Origin of the sequence: Paenibacillus taichungensis, assembly GCF_050994985.1 — a bacterium.
Lineage (GTDB): Bacteria > Bacillota > Bacilli > Paenibacillales > Paenibacillaceae > Paenibacillus > Paenibacillus taichungensis.
Genome location: NZ_CP194720.1, coordinates 1,369,027 through 1,391,829, shown reverse-complemented (window position 1 = coordinate 1,391,829; position 22,803 = coordinate 1,369,027). Strand labels below are relative to the sequence as shown.

The following is a 22,803-nucleotide window of genomic DNA, read 5'->3' as shown; positions in this document are numbered from 1 at the left end:
ACATGTTCGCAAAGACTGCTTGGTTGGTAGATCTATATATAAATATTTACTTATTGGAACAAGCCACGCCAGCTGTTTCCGTACGACCTTGTTCAATCAAACGATACGCTCGTTCTACTTCCTCATCACTCGGAGAAGGAACACCGTCAAGCGGATAGGCTTTCCCCAGCGCCTGCCATTTGTAAATACCCATCTGATGATAAGGCAGGATTTCGAACTTCTCGACTCCATTTAGCGTTCCAATAAACCGCCCCAGATTAAGCAAGTCTTCTTCCTCATTGTGAATCCCTGGCACATACACGTGGCGAATCCACATTTTTCGTCCATTGTCCGATAACCATTGTGCGGTGCGCAATGTTCTCTCGTTGGATTTACCTGTCAGCTTGATATGTTTCTCATCATTAATGTGCTTCAGATCCAACAAAACCAGGTCCGTGTTATCTAACAAATCATGAATCCGATCCGGTTCATTGAAACCGTTGCTGTCCAGCGTAGTATGCAATCCCCAGCGGCGTTTCGCTTCTTTGAAAACTTCGGCTACAAAATGAGCCTGTAATGTTGGCTCCCCGCCGGATACCGTAAGTCCTCCGCCGGAACTGCGATAGTAGGACAGGTATGGCTCGATTTCAGCCAGTACCTCCTCCACACTCATTTCCCTGCCACCATCCAGTGCCCATGTATCCGGATTGTGACAATACTGGCATTTGAGCAGACATCCCTGCATAAAAAGCACGAAGCGGATGCCTGGGCCGTCAACCGTCCCGAAAGTTTCGAGTGAATGAATATGTCCATTAACCATGCTGCCTCTTCCTTTCTGTATCGCATCCGCTGTGCGTTTAATATGGAGGTTCTACTCCTATCTCCTATGAACTGTTAAGTTAAGCCCGTGTTACATCGAACCGTGGAAGGTCCGGTTAATGACATCGAGTTGTTGCTCACGTGTCAGTTTGATGAAGTTAACCGCGTAACCGGATACCCGTACAGTCAACTGCGGATAGTTTTCCGGGTGATCCATCGCGTCAATCAACTGCTGGCGATCAAATACGTTCACGTTCAGATGGTGTGCCCCTTGACCAAAATAACCGTCCATCATGGCAACCAGATTGGATTTACGTGTGTCTGACTCTTTTCCGAGTGCTTTAGGCACGATGGAGAATGTGTTAGAGATCCCGTCAAGGCTGTGTTCGTACGGCAGTTTGGCTACTGAGCCAAGGGATGCCAGTGCACCTTTTTTATCCCGACCATGCATTGGGTTCGCCCCTGGAGCAAACGGTTCGCCTGCTTTACGGCCATCAGGTGTTGTACCTGTTTTTTTGCCATACACTACGTTCGATGTGATCGTCAGTACAGACTGTGTTGGGATCGCATTACGATACGCTTTGTGTTTGCGAATCATGCCCATGAAGCTTTCCACCAGTTCAACTGCAATGCTATCGACACTGTCTTCATTGTTACCGTAACAAGGGAAGTCGCCTTCAATTTCAAAATCAATTGCGATGCCTTGTTCGTTGCGGATCGGTTTGACTTTCGCATACTTGATGGCACTCAGAGAGTCTGCTGCAACCGAGAGACCAGCAATACCACAAGCCATCGTACGTACAATGTCACGGTCATGTAGGGCCATTTCAATACGCTCATAGCTGTATTTGTCATGCATGTAGTGAATGACGTTGAGTGAGTTCATATACAGTTTGGCGAGCCATTCCATCATCGGTTTGAAACGTTTCATAACTTCATTGTACTCCAGCACTTCGCTTGTGATCGCCGGATATTCAGGTCCAACTTGTGCTCCCGATTTCTCATCACGACCGCCGTTGATTGCATACAGCAATGCTTTTGCCAGGTTCGCACGAGCGCCGAAGAACTGCATTTGTTTCCCGATTTTCATCGCAGATACGCAGCAAGCAATACCATAATCGTCTCCGTAGATCGGACGCATCAGATCATCATTTTCATACTGGATGGAGCTCGTTTCGATGGATACTTTCGTACAGTATTGTTTGAAAGCCTCCGGAAGCTTTGTGGACCAAAGTACAGTCAGGTTCGGCTCAGGTGCAGGGCCAAGGTTGTTCAGGGTGTGCAGGAAACGGAAGCTGTTTTTCGTAACACGGGTTTCTCCATTTACGGACATGCCACCGATGGATTCAGTTACCCATGTTGGGTCTCCACTGAACAATTCATTATAATCTGGCGTACGCAGGAATTTGACGATCCGCAGTTTCATAACAAAATGGTCAACCAGTTCTTGAGCCTGTTCTTCAGTTAGCAAGCCTTCTTGCAAATCACGTTCAATGTAAATATCAAGGAACGAAGAAACACGTCCGAGCGACATTGCCGCACCATTTTGCTCTTTGATCGCAGCCAGGTAACCGAAGTAGAGCCATTGGAACGCTTCTTTTGCGGTTGTGGCTGGCAACGAAATATCGAAACCATGCATTTCACCCAGTTGTTTCAATTCTTGCAATGCACGAATCTGCTCAGACAGTTCTTCACGCAGGCGAATGACATCTTCATCAATCACATCGACTTCAAGCGCATTCAGCTCACCTTTTTTATTTCGAATCAGGAAGTCCACGCCATACAGAGCTACCCGGCGATAGTCACCGATGATCCGGCCACGGCCGTAAGCATCAGGCAGACCGGTAATAATCCCTGCTTTACGTGCTGCACGCATTTCGGATGTATAAGCATCAAATACGCCCTGATTATGTGTTTTGCGGATGTTCGTAAATATATCAATGACGCCTTGAGGCATTTCAAAACCATAAGCTTCACAAGCATCAATCATCATGCGAATTCCACCGAATGGCTGAATGGAACGTTTGAATGGAGCATCCGTTTGAACACCAACAATCTGCTCTTTGGATTTATCCAGATAACCGGGTTGGTGAGAAACAATCGTTGCTGGCGTGTTTACGTCAACATCGAGTACCCCGCCATTATCGCGCTCTTTTTTGGTCAGATCGGATACGATATCCCATAACTCTTTTGTATTCTGAGTTGCACCTGCAAGAAATGCTTCGTCGCCATAGTAAGGTGATAAGTTGCGTACTAGAAAATCATTCACATCTACGGATTTCGTCCATGTTCCTTTGGTAAAGTTTCTCCAACCTGTTTGTTGTTTGACATCTTTTTCGATCACCGACATAGTAATCCCTCCACAAATTTGGATTTCCGGACACATGACAGGATGCTTCACTCGTCTCATCTGTGCCCAGAGCCGCGATTAATGTGATATTTTTCACATGTAAGCCGGAACATGTTCTCTCTACTTGGGAACCGGAACCGCGGATGAATGTTTTTCTTACATTTTCAGTATACGACTTCGTTCTTTCATCATCTGTGATTTTTATCACAAAGTTTGTGACCATCCTCACTCCACCTGTGCTGTGTCATGGTGAACCCTGCAAATTCACACTTAGCCACTGCGCGGACAGAACAACTTCCGATCGCTGTTACCCCCGAATTTTATTGATTCTATTTTTTAAGGGTAAAATACGGGGATAAAGGCGAGCGCTTCGCTTCTTCAGTTCTTTCTTCCCTCTTCGTTATGGTGTGAATACCTGGTTCAAAAAGTAACATCACGGATTCCGTGTAACCTCTTTTAAAAAAGACAACTGCAAGGATTACGTTATACCTTTTTTTACAGGAAAGACGGCAATCGGGGCTCCCCTTACGGGGAACCCTGACTATATGCCTGAATCATACTGCTGCTTTAGTTGTTATTCAAACTTGCCGTAGAAAGCGTTGCGGTACACATCTGCCAGTTCAGTCACCAGCGGCAGTTTTGGATTGGCTGTTGTACATTGGTCCTCGAATGCGCGGTCTGCCAGATAATCGACATGTGCCTCAAAGTCTTTGGCATCGAATCCGATTTCTTGGAACGACTCTTCAATACCCAATGTTTTATTCAGTTTGCGAATGGCATTGATGAGGCTGGTCACCCCTTCTTCTGTTGTACGTGCAGGCAATCCCAGAATGCGGGCAATTTCGGCATAACGCTCATCTGCCACAAAGTGCGAATATTTCGGGAACGATGCAAACTTCGTCGGTTTTTTCGCATTGTAGCGAATGACGTGCGGCATCAGGATCGCATTGGTACGTCCATGTGCAGTGTGGTACTGACCGCCCCATTTGTGCGCCAAGCTGTGGTTAATGCCCAGGAATGCGTTGGCAAAAGCCATACCGGCAATCGTCGAAGCGTTATGCATTTTCTCACGAGCCAATTTGTCACCTTGCAGCGCCGATTGCTCGAGGTATTGGAATACCAGTTGAATCGCTTTGATCGCGAGTCCATCCGTGTAATCATTCGCCATAACGGAGACATACGCTTCGATCGCATGCGTCAGTACGTCCATACCTGTGTCTGCGACAGCCGTTTTAGGCAGAGTATATACAAACTCAGGATCCACGATCGCCACGTCTGGTGTCAACTCGTAATCTGCCAGCGGATATTTGGTATTTCCTTGATTTTTATCTGTAATAACCGCGAACGATGTTACTTCCGAACCTGTGCCCGAAGTTGTCGGAATCGCTACGAATTTCGCTTTCACGCCGAGACGTGGATATTTGTAGATCCGTTTGCGGATATCCATGAATTTTTGCTTCAAGTCGTTAAAGTCTGTGTCAGGATATTCATAGAACAGCCACATCGCTTTGGCAGCATCCATCGGTGATCCCCCACCGAGTGCGATAATGCAGTCTGGCTGGAAGCGGCGCATCATTTCTGTACCGCGATCTACCGTTGTTGTCGATGGATCGGGTTCGACATCAGAGAACACTTCAATAGCTACTGGCATTTGACGTTGACGCAGATAGTGCTCTACTTTTTCCACATAACCGAGTTTGACCATCATCGCATCGGTAATAATGGCTACGCGTGTGATGTCCGGCATTTTGGCAAGATACTGTGTTGCACCTTTTTCGAAGTAGACTTTGTTCGGCACTTTGAACCACTGCATATTCACGGTACGGCGAGCCACCCTTTTCACGTTGATTAAGTTCACAGCGGTTACGTTGGAAGAAGTCGAGTTACGTCCATACGATCCGCAGCCCAACGTCAGTGACGGCATGTTGGTGTTGTAGATGTCACCGATGGCACCGTGTGTAGATGGCGAATTCACGATAATCCGTCCGGTTTGCAGACGCTCTGCGAATTTGCCAATGACTTCTTCGTTCGTCGAATGAATAACAGAGGAGTGACCCATGCCGCCAAAAGCAACCACTTCTGCTGCACGCTCAATCCCTTCAGCTGCCGTTTTCACTTTGTAACAAGCCAGTACCGGGCTTAGTTTTTCAGCCGACAACGGGAATTTTGTACCTACCCCTTCAATCTCGGCTACGAGAATTTTGGTGTTAGCAGGGACCTCGATACCGCACATTTGCGCAATGCTGACTGCAGATTGACCAACTATCGCCGGGTTCACCGCACATTTCTCAGCATTAATCGCACCTGCGGTCAGTTTCGCAGCCTCATCCTTGTTGACGAAGTAACAGCCGTTCGCGATCATTTTCTTTTTCACCTGATCAAAGATCGGTTCTTCGATGATGACTGCTTGCTCGGAAGCACAGATCATGCCGTTATCAAACGATTTGGACAAAATCAGATCCGTTACCGCTTGATTGATATCTGCGCTTTTCTCAATAAAGCAAGGTACGTTCCCTGGCCCTACGCCCAGTGCCGGTTTACCACAGCTGTATGCCGCCCGTACCATGCCTGACCCGCCTGTTGCCAGAATGAGCGCCACATCGTTATGATTCATCAGCGCGTTTGTACGATCCATTGAAGGATCATCTATCCACTGGATACAATCCGCTGGAGCACCATGCTTCACTGCAGCATCTCGCAAAATTTTGGCAGCTTCCCGGCTACAGTTCTGTGCAGATGGGTGGAAACCGAAGATGATCGGGTTACGCGTTTTGATGGAAATCAGTGCTTTGAACATTGTGGTGGATGTCGGATTCGTTACCGGGGTAATCCCCATGATAATGCCGACAGGCTCCGCAATTTTCTGGAAACTTTCGTACTCATTATCTTCAATAACCCCTACTGTTTTGTCATATTTGATGCTATGATATACATACTCTGTTGCAAATATATTTTTGGTGATTTTATCCTCATACACACCCCGGCCTGTTTCTTCCACGGCCATCTTGGCGAGCATCATATGTTTGTCGAGACCTGCCAGCGCCATCGCTTGCACGATGCGGTCAATCTGTTTCTGATCCATGGACATGAATGCTGCATGTGCTTTATTCGCTTTGTCAATTAACGTTTGAATATACTGACCTGCTGTCGGTTCTTTTACTGGGGCGACTTCGTTCTTTACAGCCATCTCCCTCATCCTCCTAAAGGTTCGTATTGGTTTGTCTCTCTTCTTTACATTCACATCGTATCATGGGGAAAGAGTTAATTATGTGATTTTTTTCACAAAGTATAACAAATTTAATTTAAGTTTTTTAGTGTCCCTCACTTAGCCATTTACACTTCCTATTTAAACTATAGGGCTGTCAGATTCATCCTCCCCTTCAGAAAGTGAATTTAATCACAATGTTTGAAATTTCGCCATTTTTGCCCCCTTTCCACGCCCCTCAAACGGCAAGATAAGGTATATACTGAACTTAAAAATTGAACCACCGCAATTTGTACCGTCCTTCCCGGCCGAGAGATGACCCTGATCAGGACGGCAACGGTTTGCGGCGAACCACGGGGGCCAGTCCAAGCTGCAGAAGGCCGTCCGATGGACACAAAGGGGAGATAGACTTATGAGAGAACAACTGAGTGTACTGGAAAAACGCGGAAATACCAACTGTTTCTCGGAAGCGAATTTCAACCATCTGCTCGTAACGATGAAGGACAGAACCTATCCGGAAGGAACCCATCTGTATTGGGAAGGAGATGTCTCTGACAAACTTTATTATATGAAACGGGGCCGTGCTCAGATCACCAAATCCACGGATGAAGGCAAGGAACTGATTATGTACATGTATCAATCCGGTGATATGATTGGGCAGGCTGATCCGTTCTTCGGATCGAAACACAGCTTTTCGGCGGAAGTGCTGGAGGATAGTGAGATCGGTGTACTGGAGCATAAAGACCTGGAGATGCTGATCTGCCAACACTGTGACTTTGCGATCGACTTTATGAAATGGATGGGTATCCATCACCGGTTAACCCAAACCAAATTCCGTGATCTGATGTTATATGGGAAACCAGGTGCACTCTGCTCCACGCTAATTCGATTGTCCAATTCCTACGGCGAACCCCATGGAGAGCATGTCATGATTCATAAAAAAATAACGCACACGGATCTGTCCAATATGATTGGAGCGACCCGTGAAAGTGTCAACCGTATGTTAAGCGATCTGCGTAAAAAAGACGCCATTGAATACGACAACGGCATGATTGTCATCAAGGATCTGCACATGCTCCAGGGCATCTGTCACTGTGAATTGTGTCCTAACGAGATTTGCCGAATTTGATTTGACGCTTTCCCCATCTTGTAAACATTTGATACGCAAATGAAAAAAGCCCATCTTCTATAACGAAGATTGGGCTTTTGTTATACTTAAGATACAGTAGTCAACTCAAGCTTTACTGCATCACGTGGATTCAATTTCATGTCCAAACCGTTTTCCATCAGTTCCTTATCATTCACCATGATCATCCAGCGTTGGTTCATCCGGGGAATTACATTTTCAACGGAAACGACGAACTTGTTGTTTTCCGACATTCTTACAATCCCACTGGACTTCAATACATCACGCACAGTACATTCCTGAACATACACCCCGGCATATTGACGATTGAGATTTGGCATAATATTTCCACCGCTCACCTTGAGTAATGTTGTTTGGTAAACAACATCGTCTCCCCCACTGTCAGCGGCTTTTACATATATGATCACTTCATCTTTGACATGAAGTTCCATGTCCCAATTTTCCGGGTCAATATCCTTGCCATTCAGTTTGACTGCCCAGCTAAGTGAGGAGTCCAGAGAAACTTCCCCCACGGATTGGATCCGCTTTCCATCTGCTGTAAAATCGACAAGTCCACTGTTCAACAGTGCTTTCTTGAGCGTCAGACCTTCACTAAAATCTCTCTTAATGGACTTCGTTGCGTCAGGCAAAAAAGTGCTGCCATCCACTGCCACAGTGATCGTATTCTGCGATTCGGTCTCTTTAACGATTGGCTGTTCGGAAGGCTGTGTCTCGCTACAACCGGCTAATATAACCAGAATAAGCAGACATATACCTATGTAACCGGGGATTCTCTTCTTCATGTAGGTAACACCACCCTGCGTAAAATCATTCACCCTGTTGTCCATAACCTCTATTATGGCACAAAATTCATGCAAAAAAAGTGTCAATGCCGTTACTTTTCATCCAGTAGCGTCCATAACTGGTTTGTACAGCACAAAGAGCCTGCAAGCAGGCCCTTTGGCTCCTAATTATCTTTAAGGTCTATTGAATAACATGGTTACTGGACACAAGCCTGCATGTAGGTACGGCCCCCGTCTCCATCCTTCAGATACGGATTGAGCCCAAAGAACTGTTCCTCCGACACATAAACACCTGTCAGCAAACGCCCTTCAAGTAATCCACCGTCCACCTGTACACAGAACGAAGGTGCATCCACATATTCCTGATAGAACGGAATCTGACCATATGAATGGTGTACCTTGGATACCTTGCCCTGCTCATGCAGCGGCCGTTCGGAGAAATAGGTAGGTACAATATAACGGGCAATCACATCCAGCTCCTGTACAGTGTAGAAGGTGTCATCACCCAGCCAAGGCGCGAACAGGCGGATCTTCTCATATTGTGACCATACAATCGCCTGAATCAGCATCTCCGCTTGAACAAAACGACCTTCGCCCACATCCAGATACACACGTTCTTCATGAAAGTTGGCTTCAGTCTGTGCTCCGATGGAATCGGGTTGTCTCAGTTCACATCCGATACATTTCCAGCCTCTTGCTGTCTGAATCCATTTTTGCAGTACCGCCGGAGCCGTTACCTGACCATTGCTATTCGTGGAATGAGTCTTCTCTCCTGCAACATCATCCTTAACCGACGCGGAATATGAAGTTCGTTTAAATAGCTCCGCAGCTTTTTTGTAGATTAGATGTACCTGGATGGATGCGCTCTCAAGTTCTGCAATATCTTGCTTGCCGTAGCGTACTTCACGGGATAAGCTTTCTTCTCTCATGACAAGTGGCCTCCTCGCTCCGGCCGCCTGCGGCCATTTTATTTACAATTATACTACAACTCGCGACAACATGTGCAGGACCGTGAAGACAAAAACTCCTGATTTCCACTGGAAACCAAGAGCCTTTATCCCAACAGTTCACTTAGTTTGAGCCGGGGAAGCTGTTACTACTCAACCCACTGCTCTGCCCAGTCTTGAATTTGATTCATAACAGGCTGTAGCGCCTTGCCTTTCTCTGTCAGTTCATATTCAATACGAACTGGCGTCTCCGGATAGACATGACGGATCAGAATTCCTTCGCTTTCCAGATCTTTCATCCGTTCTGACAACATCTTATCACTCATGGATGGTATCAGGTTGGAGATATCCTTGAATCGCTTCGAACCACTCATCAACGTTTGAATAATCAGACCGTTCCAGCGCTTACCCAGAAAAGAAAACGCCGTCTCAAAGCGCGGACACATCCGCAAATCTTGGCCTTCCACATTAATCACCTCTTTAGAGATCACTCAACTTACGTTTAGTTAGTATATTTCATAATAACATATTTAAGTCTCAAAGAAAACGTCTGCCGCTAAAAAGTTAAAATTTTAGAGCATAACTCAACTTCGATGATACAACTCAGTATACATCACATGGGACAACGGAACCATGGGAAAATATCGTCTAACTCCCATGTAGCTATCTTACCCAAAAAGAACCCCGCTGCCACAGTCATACTTGACTTGGAGAAGGGTTCTCTGGTTTATCGTTTATTTTATGCGTTCATACAGCCAATTTGCAGCTTAAACCAGCACGTTACCAAGTGATCTCACAGGCTCGCTGAAGCCAAATTCAGGCTTAACGTTGCGCGTAGGATATGCCCACTTCACTCCATTGCTGATCACTTTTAAAATTTCCGGATTATAGAAGGTCGGATAAGTTTCATGACCTGGACGGAAATAGAAGATTTTACCTGAACCGCGGAGGAACGTACATCCGCTCCGGAATACCTCTCCGCCTTGGAAGTTGCTTACAAACACCAGCTCATCCGGTACTGGAATATCGAAGAATTCCCCGTACATTTCTTCTTTTTCCAGAATTATCTTGCTGTTGATGCCCTCGGCAATCGGATGGGATGGATTCACACACCAGATAATCTCCTGCTCATTGGCTTCACGCCATTTCAGATCACAACTTGTGCCCATCAGCGCTTTGAATGGCTTGGAGAAGTGACCGGAGTGCAGCACAATCAACCCCATACCATCCAGGACCCGCTGTGCAACCTTCTGAGTTATCTCGTCGCTCACACGATCATGCGCCATATGTCCCCACCATATAAGCACATCTGTAGAATTCAGCACCTCATCAGTTAATCCATGCTCAGGCTGATCCAGTGTTGCAGTGCGAATGGCAAAGCCTTCGCCTCCCAGTCCGTTTGCCAAAGCCATATGCAAACCGTCTGGGTAGACTTCCCTTACTTCATCGTGAATTTTCTCATGGACAAATTCATTCCAAATGGTGACGTTAATCATATTCAATTTCCCCCTAGTGTAACTCTAAACCCACCACATATCTCCCAGCGGCTCTTCAATCAATACTTGTTGGAGATTTTGCACAGCTTTAGAGAATCCTTCTTCTACCGACATCAGACCATCTTCGTGTTCAATACTTACGACATAATCATATCCAACCAGACGCAGAGCGCTAATAATATCAGCCCAAGTCTTGTTATCGTGACCATAACCGACCGAGCGGAATTGCCAAGCACGATCAAGCATGTTTGTATAATCCTGCATATCTGTTACACCATATTTGTTCACGTTAATTGGATCAATAGTTGTATCTTTCGCATGGAAGTGATGAATCGCGCCTTCACGTCCCAGAATGTGGATTGCTTGCACCGGATCAATACCTTGCCACCACATGTGGCTTGGGTCCAAGTTAGCGCCAATCACTTCGCCTGCTGCTTCACGCAGTCTCAGCAAGGTAGCTGGTGTATGCACCGAGAACCCACCGTGCAGCTCCAGTCCCACTTTCACATTGTGATCTGCAGCGAACTTGCCCCACTCTGTCCAGTAAGGGATAACTTTGTTGTCCCATTGCCATTTAAGAACTTCCTGGAAGTCATTCGGCCATGGTGCAACTGGCCAGTTCGGATATTTGGCATCCTCATGGTCTCCTGGACAACCGGAGAATGTGTTTACAACAGGCACTTCCAGTTTCTCAGCCAGTTCTACCGTCTTAACGAAATCATCGTGGAATCCTTTTGCAATATCCTTTTGTGGATGAAGCGGGTTACCGTGACAGCTCAATGCGCTGATAGTCAGGCCACGGGATTCTACTGCATTTTTGAAGTTTTTCAATGCTGTCGGATTGCTCAGAAGCTCATCGGGTTTACAATGTGCATTACCTGGATGTCCACCTGTTCCGATTTCTACTGCTTTCAAGCCCTTGGATGCAACATAGTCGAGTGCATCCTCCAATTTACGTCCTCCGAATAGTACCAAAAATACGCCGAGTTTCAAGTGCGATTCCTCCCTAGATTAAATATCATATTATTTGCTGGTTTTATGAACCATGAACTGCATAAATATACCGTTCAGATCACATGATTGTATCATTATTGTGGAAAATCAAGAGCTTTTCTATCCTGAAATTAAACGTAAGAATACTGGTTATTTCATTGGAAATGATATCTGGTCGGTTTAGTCGAAATAAACCGCTTTGCCTGTCTGAGCAGACTCGTAGATCGCTTCAAGGATCTGAGTAACCACGATGGCTTGTTCAGGTTTTACAACTGGATCTTTGTCTTCAATGATCGCTTCAAGCCACATTCTAGCTTCACGATCCGCTTCATTTTCTGCACTACCAGAATAAAAAGCAACTCCACCTGCATCCAGATCTACCTTAGTTTCAAACAGACGGCTGCGTTTCTCGCCATTGATACGCAGACCATCCTTCATATCCGCGCCACCTTCTGTTCCGCAAAGCAGTGATTTGGCTTCGCCGAACTCAGCAACATTCAGTGCCCAGCTGGACTCGATAATAATTGTAGCCCCATTCTCCATCGTCACAAAGCCGAATGCAGAATCCTCTACCTTGAATTGTTCCGGGTCCCACGGACCAAAAGCATTGGCCGCATTCTCACGTTGACCCAGCTTGTGGAACGTTGAGCCCATTACACTCTTCGGTTTGTAATTATCCATCAACCAAAGAGTCAGGTCCAGCGCATGTGTACCGATATCAATCAACGGTCCTCCGCCCTGCTTTTCCTCATCAAGAAACACACCCCAGGTAGGTACAGCACGGCGGCGAAGTGCAATTGCCTTACCGAAATAAATATCGCCCAGCTCGCCTTCTTCACACATTTGTTTCAGGTATTGGCTATCATTGCGGAATCGGTTCTGATACGCAATGGACAACTTTTTGCCTGTACGTTGTGCGGCTTCCAGCATAGCCTGCGCTTGTGCAGACGTCTTCGCCATTGGCTTTTCACACATTACATGTTTGCCCGCCTCAAGAGAAGCGACCGTGATCACGGAGTGGGAGTCGTTTGGTGTACACACGTGTACCACATCAATGCTTTCATCCTTCAGCATCTCGTTATAATCCGTATATACTTTGGCTCCCTCAGCACCGAATTCGGCTGCCGCCTCCTCCGCACGTTCTTTCACAATGTCGCAGAAAGCGACCATACGGCCCTGAGATTGTTTGGACAGGCTGGGCATATGTTTACCTTTGGCGATTCCGCCACAACCTACGATGGCGATATTAAGTACTTTAGACATGAACAAGTCCTCCATTAGCGGCATATTTTCTAATCCAGTTCATACTGCTCTCGATGCTTTGCAGTGGAGGATTCTGACATACATCCTGCTCCACAACAAGCCACTCGGCTCCCGCCTGATCTGACGCTGTAGCTACAGCACCCAAATCTACCTCACCTTTGCCGAATTCCACAGTCAGGACTTGACCTTCTGAACGGCGCATGTCTTTCCAGTGGACCAGTGGCAGACGTCCCGCATACTTCGCGATGACTTCCGTTGGCGGGTATCCTGCGGCGTGAGCCCAACACGAATCCAACTCCACTTGCAGATGGGAAGCGGTTACGGTATCATACATCGCGTATAACGCCGGCTGCCCCTCAACCTGCTCTGTAAATTCAAAATCATGATTGTGATACATTAACACCATATCCTGCGCTGCACATTTCTCACCAATATCATTCAGGGAAGCAAATACGTTATCCCACTGCCTTTGTTCTTCCGACAGATAAGGGACAATCAGGTTTTTGTTTCCGATGGCTTTGTGATAAGCGATCGCGCCATCAAGATCCTCAAGCAGACTATTGTACTGAACATGGGTACCCACAATCTCCAGACCGAATTCATCCAGAATGGCCCTTACTTCTTCCGGGCTGTGCCCGTAAAAGTTATGGAACTCTACGCCTTGATATCCAAGCTCTGCAACCTTAGCGAGTGTACCTTTGAAATCGCGTTCCAGTTCATCACGTACCGTATATAGCTGTAATCCAACCTTCAACATTTACCGGTTCACCTCATCCGAGATCAATTAGTGTGACTGTACAGCCTCTGACTGATTTTCATCTGTATTGTTCTTTGCTCCTGCTTGATAAGTGCTCTCCATTTGGATGTGTTTGCCCTCAAGCGAGGAGCGCTGGAACGCATGCATAGCTTCAAGCACATGGTAGGCGAGCTTACCGCTGGCCTTGTGTTCGCGTCCGGCTCGAATGGATTCAACCATTTCGGTAACGCCGATTCCGCGCTCGTTCTGTCTGCTTTCAAAAGCAGGTGTCACAGTCTCCCATGTGTCCTGACCGAATCTGCGCAGCTTCACTTCCCCGTTAAAAAAGTTGGGATCCGGTATGCTCATCGTACCTTCGGTACCGTAGATTTCAATCCGTGGCAAATCCGAAGCACCCCGGATATCGAAGCTGGTGATCATGGTTGCAATGGCACCTTCCTCAAAATCAATCGTTCCTGCCAAGTGTGTTGGCGTCTGTACCTCAAGAGGTGTACCTTCCTTCGGCCCGGAACCAATAACGCGATCTGTGATCTGTACACCTGCTGAGGAACTGATTCTGCGAATCGGTCCAAGAAGGGTGATCAGCGCGGTCAAATAGTAAGGCCCCATATCGAACATCGGTCCGCCACCAGCGACATAAAAGAACTCCGGATTCGGATGCCAAGCTTCCGGCCCTCCACCCATGAAGAATGAAGTTGCCGCAATCGGTTTACCGATCAGTCCTTCTTCAATAGCCTTGCGGGCAGTCTGAATGCCTGATCCAAGGAATGTATCCGGTGCTGAACCAACGTACAATCCTTTTTCCTCAGCCAGTTCAATTACTTTGCGACCATCCTCAAGAGAAATTGCCAACGGTTTCTCGGCATACACATGTTTGCCTGCTTCAAGCACAGCCAGATCAGTCATGGCATGACTGCCAGGAACCGTGAGGTTTAGCACAAGCTCAATTTCGTTATCTTGCAGCAACTCATCTACATTGTAAACGTTTGCGATATTGAATTCATCAGCTCGTTCTTGTGCCCGTTCACGGATCAAATCCGCAACAGCCACCACTTCAATGAGAGGATTATCTTTAAAATTCTCAAGATAAATGGCGCTAATGTTACCGCAACCAATAATGCCCGCTTTCATTTTCTCCACAGTGATGTTCATCTCCTTATGAATGGTGAGAACCTGTAAATTTGCATATTTGTAATTGAAGGTTTTACGCTTAAGTGTTGCACTTGAATTTAATACTATGGTATTCCGTTTCGGCTTCAATTAAAATGAATAATATGATCGAAACATGAACTATCTGGTCATAATTTTCAAATTGCAAGGAGTATGCCAATGCCGACTGATTATTCCTGCCAGGTTCTTACAGCAGGCTTCTCGTTTCATCGCAAACCTTATATAGGCTTGCACCCTGAGGGAGTAAAGAATTACTTGTTGAGGCTCCAGACGGACGGACGTTGTCGAGCCCGTGTAGACGGCGAGATGTCGCTTGTTGATGCGGGTGATCTGCTTCTGTTTAGTCCAGATGAGCCGTATGAACTGAGAATAGACAAAGAGCAAAATCCGATGGGCGAACGACTTGTGGAGAGTGGTGATTACCATATTTTCTTCAATGGGGACTGGGTGGATGAGTGGTGGAAACATCACAAGAGGCCGAACCGGATCAAGGTGCAGCTAACCGAAAGCCTGCTTACCCTGTTTCGTCAGCTCGTACTGGAGCAGCGCCGTATTTCCAATCCTTACCCTGAAATCGCCAGTTATTATATGCGAATTCTTTGTCTTGAAGTGGATCGTATGCTCTCGGAGCATCCGACGATTACTAATACCAACTATGTGGCATATGAGATTAAAAGTTACATCGAGGAAAACGCTTCTTCTCTATTCAAGCTTGAAGATATAGCTACCCATATTGGAATCAGTGTATCAAGGGGAGTTCATCTCTTCAAAGAAGCGTTTGGTAAAAGTATTATGCAATATACACTGGATGTACGACTGAACATGGCCAGGGAACGGATCATTTTTAGTCCAATGACACTCGAACATGTAGCCGAATCTTCCGGCTTTAACAATTATACGTATTTCCACCGGGTATTCCGCTCCCGGTTCGGCATGTCGCCCAAAGAATTCCGCGTCATTCACCGGGAACAGATGTAATCGCTTCATTAATACGTATACGTATTATTCGTAACCGAAACTTATTTGCGCTTGGCAATCGCCTCGGATACAACCATAGCCAGATCTTCATTGCCAAACATGGATAACACGCCCAATACAGTGTCGTCCGGAATGTCACCGGCTTCCTCCTTGGATACAACTAGCTTCAGCACCTGCTGCAAACGCTCGTTGCTCAGTTGTTCCGGGTAGGCTTGCTGGTACATCTCTTCCGGATCCAGTCCATGATTGACACACCACTGGGCAAATACCAGAATCATCATTTCCTCTTCCTGTTTATACGTCTCAATTACAGCTTCCTCAATCTGTTTGTTGCGTTCTTTTTCATATTCATCCATGGTATTATACTTCCTCCAATATCGTTTAATGAATCATTGGTGCGGAAGGCTTCATTCACACTCCCGCACGACCTTCTTCAAGATTAACCGCGAATAAGCTGTTCGGCCAGGTCATGACTGTCCATGACATGACTTGCACTGATGGCACAGTCATCCGGGGTTTCAAGATTTGCCAAGAATTGATCAATTGCTCCTGTGAATCCTCTTCGGGTCAAAATACTTTCCCAGCTGCCAAAGGTTTCCTTGCGTTCCTGTGCACCACGTTCCTCATACTTCGCTATTTCCATGTTCAGCACTTCTACCGATCTTCCCCCGCCATACAGCTCAATCTTCTCCAGATCCGCTCCTGCTTGGCGTACCATATCGAATCTGCCCAATGCCGTTCTGCCCAGCTTGGCAGAACCAGCCGCATGCAACAGTCGGTCCAGATCATTTTTACGTATCCACTGATGGAGCAGCTGCACATTGTGATCCGAATACCATAACATCAGGTCAAGGATATGAATGAGATCATCATAGATGGTTTCTGCAGCGGGACGATCCTGAATTCCTGTCCGATGTTTAGTAACTGTCAGCGATTCAAAACCCTGTCCAGCCTGCATCCATTCCTTCGCATTTTGATACAACGGTGCAAATCTCCGGTTAAAACCTACCGCCAAAAGAAGACCCTGTGCTTCAGCAAATGCGGTCATTTCTTCCGACTCCCGTAACGTATAGGACAGCGGTTTGTCCACGTATACTGCCAGCCCGCGCTCCAAACATTGCATAACGATGTCAAAATGAGCTTCTGTCGCTGTATGTACAAACACCGCATCCAGATCCCAGGACAACAATTCTTTTATGTCCGTTGTTCCATTGTTCAATCTATAGGTATGCTGTATTTCCTTCACCGGCTCGGGAGAACGGTTCATAATCCCCGTAATTTCCACGTTAGCGTGGGCAGTCAACAGCGGCAAATATACTTTACGTGCAATATCCCCGAGTCCGATGATCGCAGCACGGGTTCGCTTGGTTGTTTCCATTATGATCATTCCACCTTCAGATGAGTTCTATATTTCTACGTCCTATAGTGTAACCCTTCAGACAGCAACATGCCAGTGATTGCAGCTAGAACCGGCACGAATTGTCCATCCTTTGGTTGAACGTGGTAAACTTTAGAGAGATAGCAATACGGATTGGGATACGGTAAGACCTTCCTGGTCTGAAAGGAGCGTTTGGGATTTTGCGAAAATGGTTATGGCTCCTCTTATATGTTTTAGTTGCCGGAGTCACGTTTATTTACAGATATGAACTACTGGCCTGGACCGATCTGCATCAGTCCATACCACTTTTACTCGCCATGGCGACGTTGTTTGCTCTTGTACCCGTAATTCCGTACAAAATCGTCATTATTGCCTTTGGCTACAGTTACGGCACTGCAACAGCAGCCTGGATATGCTGGCTTGGAACCACATTTGCTGCACTGCTGGTATACACCGGAGCAAGAACGATATTCCGAAATCAGGCCAGAACCTATCTCGAACGCATTCGGGGTTTAAATCGATTTACAACGTGGATGGAGGCTCATCCCTTCATGGGTATCATGTCTATGCGACTGTTGCCCATCGTGCCGCAAATGGCGGTTAATATCTATGCGGGCATTACCTACACCCCATTCTGGGTGTTCATGGTTGCGACAGCGATTGGCAAATTGCCTGCGATTTTTGTTTTTGCCTATGCGGGTGCACAAGCAGAATCATCAATCTGGGTGAGCCTGTTAATCCTTGCCGGTTATCTCGTGTTCATGACGATAATATTACTTTGGTTTCGCTTACGCTCTCGTAAAAAAGTCTAAGTCGGAACAGTCAGAAACATTTCAGACTCATCCTCTTTACGATCCTGCTTGGTTGGCTTGCCAATTCGGGATATAATAGAAGAGTAAGCCAAAATATCATTCTTCATCAGAAATGGAGTGACTATAGCATGGAACAACATACTAGTGAAAAAGCAACTTTTGCAGGCGGATGCTTCTGGTGTATGGTATCCCCCTTCGAGGAACTACCCGGTATTCATAAGATTGTATCGGGATATACAGGAGGACATACGGAGAACCCAACATATGAGGAGGTCTGCTCGGAAACGACAGGTCACGTAGAGGCCGTTCAAATTACATTCGACCCGGCCATCTTCCCATATGAGAAACTCGTTGAATTGTTCTGGCAACAGATCGATCCAACAGATACGGGTGGACAATTCCATGACCGTGGATCATCTTATCAGACAGCCATCTTCTATCATAGTGAAGAACAACGCCAGATCGCAGAGGCTTCCAAAGCAGCTTTGGCACAAAGCGGACGTTTTGACAAACCAATCTTCACACCGATTTTGCCAGCGAAAACGTTCTATGAAGCAGAGGAGCATCACCAAGGTTACCATCACAAAAACCCAGCGCATTACAAACGGTACCGTAAAGGTTCTGGACGTGAAGACTTTATCGAACGCAACTGGTCCGGCAAAGTGGATAAAGACGGCCTGAAGGAGCGTCTGACGCCGCTGCAATATGAAGTTACCCAAAACAACGCAACCGAACCAGCGTTCCATAACGAGTTCTGGGATCACCACGGTGACGGAATTTACGTGGACATCGTATCCGGTGAGCCACTGTTCAGTTCCACCGACAAATACGATTCAGGCTGCGGCTGGCCAAGCTTCACCCGTCCACTACGTGACTACAATGTGAAGGAAAAAACGGATCTCAGCCACTTCATGATTCGTACCGAAGTGAGAAGTCGTGAAGGGGATTCCCATCTGGGTCACCTGTTCAATGACGGCCCTGCCGAAGCTGGTGGAATGCGTTATTGCATCAATTCCGCAGCCCTTCGTTTTGTACCCAAAGAAGATCTTGAAAAAGAAGGATATGCCGAATACGCCGTACTTTTTAATTAAGTAATGGTTCATTGAAGTACGTATTTACGTATTTAAGAAGCGCTAGTGAATCGATCGCATCTTAAGAGGACAATTCACTTGGTATGCTAATTTTAACGAATTTCAGTCACGTTATTCCGATGAAACTGCGGAACAGCCTGAGGCAGCACATGTAAAGCGATGAAATAATGTCTCTACGACTCGTTAAACCGCAGACTTGAGGGAACTGGAGCTATTAACTTGTGCTCCGTTCGTTAGACATTAAGTAAGACTAAAAAAGGGACTTCCCGTCATCTTCATGACGCATGGGAAGTCCCCTTTTTATTTCTCTTTTTTTGTATATAGATTGGAATTAGCTTACATCATACTCACAATCCAGCCGATCCAGTAGGCAAATGGAATCAATAACAACTGAGCCAACAATGTGCCAAATAAACGGGATACAAGCATACAGCCATAGATCTGATTCATTCGATCCAGCCGGATTTCACCGCGCAGAGATTTGTCACTGAGCAACGAAATGCGAGGATCAATCAGAATGGTTAACAGAATGGTTGCTACTCCATTAATGAGTCCTGTGGATTGCGAAGCAGCTACAGCCTGCCCCGGATAAAGATACGCAGCGTACAGACTGGACAGAACTCCAGTCGTATAGATCGCTGTCACCGCTATGTTCAACGTCATTAGACGTCTGGGCATTCCATTGTGTACCAATAGCTTTGCCATTTTCCATGATGGCGGGGTAATGTAATACATCGCATTTTTGAACTTGCTGCGCTTCAGCAGACCTCGAATCATGGATGGAATCGATCCTGCCGCCTCAAAATGAACGACCATTCGGGAAGCGAGCTTAACCATCGTTGGAAAACTTAGAATAGCCAAGGCTGTCCCTACCGTAGCCGCACCCATTAGCCAGTGCAGCTGTGCTGCAAAGTGTGGGTTACCTCCATTCGTCGCAGTATCCACGAGATTACCTACCATCGGCCCTTGGGCCATATTGGAGGTACGCGACACCAGCAGCAAAATTCCGGACAGGGACAAGGCCAGCGCGATTCTGCGAGTACGTAATCCCCCAAGGCGCAGCGCATAGGACAGACTGTCAGCGGCATGAATAAGCATCGTAAACAACATAGGAATGGCTAGGCTCAAACTAAACATATGTAAATCTCCTTATCTTTTTCTAATGAGCTTCTATTGTAATTTCAAGTATGGAAGCATTATACTCCTCATCCACATAAAAGTATAGAAAAGGGCAGAGAAGCTAAACAGTAGAATGCACCAAAACTACAGCGTGTGCTTCAAGGTTCTCCACAATAATCGTTTATTCATCCGGGTACAGGGTAATATACAAATAACTTATATTGTACAGGAGGGAATCAATATGCCGTGGAACAAACAGGATTATCCCGTTTCCATGAAAAATCTGGAGCCTCGTGTCAGACATAAGGCCATTGAAATTGCCAATGCACTGCTGGATGACGGTTATGAGGAAGGACGCTCCATTGCGATCGCTACTGCCAAAGCGGAAGAATGGGATGAGAACCATCCCACATCGAAGCATTCGAAGCAGGGTACGAAACAACCTTCATCAGACAGCAAATCAGAGCATGGAAAATCTTCATCTCCACGCCGTCATTCCGAACCTGTCTCTTCTTCCAAAAGCCATGATAATATTCATGTGGTTCCTACCGACTCTGGCTGGGCCATCAAGGAAGAAGGTCAATCCAAATCTCTGGCTACGTTCCGAACCAAACCCGAAGCTGTGGATGCTGCCAAAGAAAAGAGTGAAAAACAGAACATTCGGGCTATTATCCATAATGAAGATGGACAAATCTCCTCTTCCATTAAGCCTTAAGTGAATCTGTTCTAAAATAGGATATATCGTGAATGTATTAAGTTAATTTTTTTACTGAAGGCAAGCAAAAAAGCCCTTTCGCCGCTAATGGAATGATTCCCATCAAGCATGCAAAAGGGCTTTGTGTGTGGTATGAGGCAAGCCCACCTTATTCAAACAAATTTCATTTCGAATAGGGCGGTCGTTACGTTTAATGCGAAACCCCTCTAGCCACCGGAACTCGTTGTGAAGCACCGCTGACTACTTTGGCTGCAGTCGACACGGGCAGTTTCACAGCTGAGGTCGTAACCGTCCGGCGAGCCGGGAAACTGACCATGTACGTAATCACTTTACTGGCAATCCATACGGCCAGAATGGTATATAAAGTTTCTTTTACCGGTAGAAAGAAAAGCGACAATCCGAGTACAAACGCATCGCTGACAAAGAAAACCGTTCCCAGCTTCCAGCCTTTCCAACGGCTAATGAGCACCGCCAGAATGTCATCTCCACCTGTCGCTCCTCCGAATCGTAGCACCATGCCAGCTCCCACGCCCGTGATAACACCGGACAGGACTGCCGGAATCCACAGATTACCATGAAACGGAATGACCAGGGTAGAGTACCGCTCAAACCCGTCATAGAACAATGAGAATGCGGCCACACCCAGCAGCGCCTGAATCATGAACTTCCAGCCCTTGAGGAACCAGGCCAGAATCATGACTGGAATATCCAGCAGTAGCATGCCGATTGCAGGTGATAAGCCTGTCGCGTACTTTCCAAGCAGGGCCAGACCGACAAATCCGCCCTCCGATAAATGATTCTGAAAATTAATGTGATAATAGGCAAATGCCAAAATAAATGTTCCGAGCAGCATAATGGCGAACTTTCCCGCCTCTGTCTTAACTTGTTGTAAGGTTAACGATGTTCTCTTCATTCAGGTTCCCTCGCAGTTTGTAAAGGTTGGTTTGCACCGACCGTACCCTGCAAAAGGCAAGCCTGGAAGAAATCATCGTATTTGTCCTTCGAATATTATTCATTCCAATCCCCTCTTTCGCAGAGTCAGCCGTTTTTTTCTTTACGGTGGTGTACTCTACAAGGGGCGCTAAGTGTAAGAGAGATCGTAACGTTTCCAGATCGTCCTTGGGGAGATTATCCTTCGGGAACTCATGGTATCCTGATCCTTTCTGTCTGTTGGTGGTTAGCTGTGCCAATTAAACTGATGAATATTACACCTTGCATAAGACCATATAAACTTTACACTTAACCACTTCGATTGCAGTACCCTCTTTCGATCGCTGTTATCCCCGGATTTTTTGATTCCCTTTTCCAAAGGAGAAAATCCGGGGATAAAGGCGAGCGCTTCGCTTCTCCAGACGGGTTCTGCACTCTACGTTCTCGTGCAAAAATTTAGTTCACCTTATTTAGAAATGTGTAATGTTCAATTCAGTTTAAACATCAAAGCTAACTTGCTTGTTCTTCTATTATATAACACCGATGTGATTGGGTCGAAACAGCAGACCCTTCAAATATGCGCAAAAAGCACACTCTGGCCTGCTTGTGCCGTCAAACAGCCACACCAGGACAAGCTTCTCTAACTAATGGTGCTACCTGCTCCTTCATTCTATGACTGAAGCTTCCAAATATAACTATCCAGTCACCTAACTGTGACAATTTGGGTCCATTTTTTATTTTTCCGCGGATTTTAAAGGAATCATTTCCCTCTTGCACATACACTATAGCAAATGTAATCGGCTTATCTTGGTCCAGCTAAACGTTTTCAGACTTACTCTGCTTTTTATGGTATAATATAACAATTGATTCCC

Annotated in this window: 20 protein-coding genes; 5 read left to right on the top strand and 15 right to left on the bottom strand. The window is 46.3% G+C overall.

Annotation, left to right across the window (positions count from 1 at the left end; genetic code table 11):
- Window positions 1-46: 46 nt before the first annotated feature.
- The 3 genes from pflA to adhE all read right to left on the bottom strand — a co-directional run bounded on the left by pflA (window position 47) and on the right by adhE (window position 6,335).
- A complete protein-coding gene (gene pflA / locus ACR1R9_RS06380; RefSeq protein WP_076291851.1) occupies window positions 47-799 on the bottom strand; it encodes a pyruvate formate-lyase-activating protein in 753 nt (250 codons plus the stop codon).
- A 90-nt stretch (window positions 800-889) separates the two neighbouring features.
- The gene (pflB, locus tag ACR1R9_RS06375) at window positions 890-3,148 is read right to left on the bottom strand and encodes a formate C-acetyltransferase (RefSeq protein WP_076291850.1); all 2,259 of its coding nucleotides are present in this window, start codon (window positions 3,146-3,148) and stop codon (window positions 890-892) included.
- Window positions 3,149-3,722: 574 nt separating this feature from the next.
- Entirely contained in the window at window positions 3,723-6,335 is a 2,613-nt protein-coding gene (gene adhE, locus ACR1R9_RS06370; RefSeq protein WP_433921489.1) for a bifunctional acetaldehyde-CoA/alcohol dehydrogenase, read from the bottom strand.
- A 430-nt stretch (window positions 6,336-6,765) separates the two neighbouring features.
- On the opposite strand from adhE, the gene ACR1R9_RS06365 reads away from it, so the two are divergent.
- On the top strand, window positions 6,766-7,482 hold the full coding sequence (locus ACR1R9_RS06365; RefSeq protein ID WP_076291848.1) for a Crp/Fnr family transcriptional regulator: 717 nt from the start codon (window positions 6,766-6,768) through the stop codon (window positions 7,480-7,482).
- 86 nt (window positions 7,483-7,568) lie between these two features.
- Here ACR1R9_RS06365 and ACR1R9_RS06360 read toward each other — a convergent pair whose 3' ends face one another.
- From ACR1R9_RS06360 to ACR1R9_RS06325, 8 genes are all read right to left on the bottom strand, one after another.
- Window positions 7,569-8,282: a hypothetical protein gene (locus tag ACR1R9_RS06360; protein ID WP_063565665.1), complete on the bottom strand. Its 714-nt coding sequence runs from the start codon at window positions 8,280-8,282 to the stop codon at window positions 7,569-7,571.
- A 197-nt stretch (window positions 8,283-8,479) separates the two neighbouring features.
- Window positions 8,480-9,211: a hypothetical protein gene (locus ACR1R9_RS06355; RefSeq protein ID WP_433921490.1), complete on the bottom strand. Its 732-nt coding sequence runs from the start codon at window positions 9,209-9,211 to the stop codon at window positions 8,480-8,482.
- A 167-nt stretch (window positions 9,212-9,378) separates the two neighbouring features.
- Complete coding sequence (locus ACR1R9_RS06350; RefSeq protein ID WP_148661829.1) at window positions 9,379-9,675, bottom strand: winged helix-turn-helix transcriptional regulator; 297 nt, start codon at window positions 9,673-9,675, stop codon at window positions 9,379-9,381.
- A 321-nt stretch (window positions 9,676-9,996) separates the two neighbouring features.
- The gene (locus ACR1R9_RS06345) at window positions 9,997-10,725 is read right to left on the bottom strand and encodes a ThuA domain-containing protein (RefSeq protein WP_099858217.1); all 729 of its coding nucleotides are present in this window, start codon (window positions 10,723-10,725) and stop codon (window positions 9,997-9,999) included.
- Between the two features lie 24 nt (window positions 10,726-10,749).
- Window positions 10,750-11,718 carry a sugar phosphate isomerase/epimerase family protein gene (locus ACR1R9_RS06340; RefSeq protein WP_024631039.1) on the bottom strand — a complete coding sequence of 323 codons (969 nt, stop codon included), beginning with the start codon at window positions 11,716-11,718 and terminating at the stop codon, window positions 10,750-10,752.
- A gap of 180 nt (window positions 11,719-11,898) precedes the next feature.
- Entirely contained in the window at window positions 11,899-12,981 is a 1,083-nt protein-coding gene (locus ACR1R9_RS06335; RefSeq protein ID WP_076291845.1) for a Gfo/Idh/MocA family protein, read from the bottom strand.
- Complete coding sequence (locus ACR1R9_RS06330; protein ID WP_433921491.1) at window positions 12,974-13,738, bottom strand: sugar phosphate isomerase/epimerase family protein; 765 nt, start codon at window positions 13,736-13,738, stop codon at window positions 12,974-12,976. The genes ACR1R9_RS06335 and ACR1R9_RS06330 overlap by 8 nt, the downstream gene beginning before the upstream one ends.
- 27 nt (window positions 13,739-13,765) lie before the next feature.
- On the bottom strand, window positions 13,766-14,878 hold the full coding sequence (locus tag ACR1R9_RS06325; RefSeq protein ID WP_433921492.1) for a Gfo/Idh/MocA family protein: 1,113 nt from the start codon (window positions 14,876-14,878) through the stop codon (window positions 13,766-13,768).
- Between the two features lie 189 nt (window positions 14,879-15,067).
- Here ACR1R9_RS06325 and ACR1R9_RS06320 point away from each other — a divergent pair, with 189 nt between their 5' ends.
- A complete protein-coding gene (locus tag ACR1R9_RS06320; protein ID WP_099858219.1) occupies window positions 15,068-15,886 on the top strand; it encodes an AraC family transcriptional regulator in 819 nt (272 codons plus the stop codon).
- Between the two features lie 41 nt (window positions 15,887-15,927).
- Here ACR1R9_RS06320 and ACR1R9_RS06315 read toward each other — a convergent pair whose 3' ends face one another.
- Window positions 15,928-16,242, bottom strand: coding sequence for a hypothetical protein (locus ACR1R9_RS06315; RefSeq protein ID WP_099858220.1), 315 nt, complete (start codon window positions 16,240-16,242; stop codon window positions 15,928-15,930).
- Window positions 16,243-16,325: 83 nt separating this feature from the next.
- Window positions 16,326-17,264: a Gfo/Idh/MocA family protein gene (locus tag ACR1R9_RS06310; protein WP_433921493.1), complete on the bottom strand. Its 939-nt coding sequence runs from the start codon at window positions 17,262-17,264 to the stop codon at window positions 16,326-16,328.
- Window positions 17,265-17,464: 200 nt separating this feature from the next.
- Here ACR1R9_RS06310 and ACR1R9_RS06305 point away from each other — a divergent pair, with 200 nt between their 5' ends.
- Window positions 17,465-18,076 carry a TVP38/TMEM64 family protein gene (locus ACR1R9_RS06305; protein WP_076291839.1) on the top strand — a complete coding sequence of 204 codons (612 nt, stop codon included), beginning with the start codon at window positions 17,465-17,467 and terminating at the stop codon, window positions 18,074-18,076.
- A 128-nt stretch (window positions 18,077-18,204) separates the two neighbouring features.
- Window positions 18,205-19,167 (top strand): peptide-methionine (S)-S-oxide reductase MsrA, encoded by a 963-nt coding sequence (gene msrA / locus ACR1R9_RS06300; protein ID WP_163755087.1) that lies wholly within the window; start codon window positions 18,205-18,207, stop codon window positions 19,165-19,167.
- A 336-nt stretch (window positions 19,168-19,503) separates the two neighbouring features.
- On the opposite strand, the gene ACR1R9_RS06295 is transcribed toward msrA, so the two are convergent.
- The gene (locus tag ACR1R9_RS06295; protein ID WP_433921494.1) at window positions 19,504-20,304 is read right to left on the bottom strand and encodes a lipid II flippase Amj family protein; all 801 of its coding nucleotides are present in this window, start codon (window positions 20,302-20,304) and stop codon (window positions 19,504-19,506) included.
- Window positions 20,305-20,527: 223 nt separating this feature from the next.
- Here ACR1R9_RS06295 and ACR1R9_RS06290 point away from each other — a divergent pair, with 223 nt between their 5' ends.
- Entirely contained in the window at window positions 20,528-21,001 is a 474-nt protein-coding gene (locus ACR1R9_RS06290; RefSeq protein WP_433921495.1) for a DUF2188 domain-containing protein, read from the top strand.
- 190 nt (window positions 21,002-21,191) lie between these two features.
- Here the strand turns inward: ACR1R9_RS06290 and ACR1R9_RS06285 are convergent, their stop codons facing one another.
- Window positions 21,192-21,914: a YitT family protein gene (locus ACR1R9_RS06285; protein WP_076291835.1), complete on the bottom strand. Its 723-nt coding sequence runs from the start codon at window positions 21,912-21,914 to the stop codon at window positions 21,192-21,194.
- Window positions 21,915-22,803: the final 889 nt, after the last annotated feature.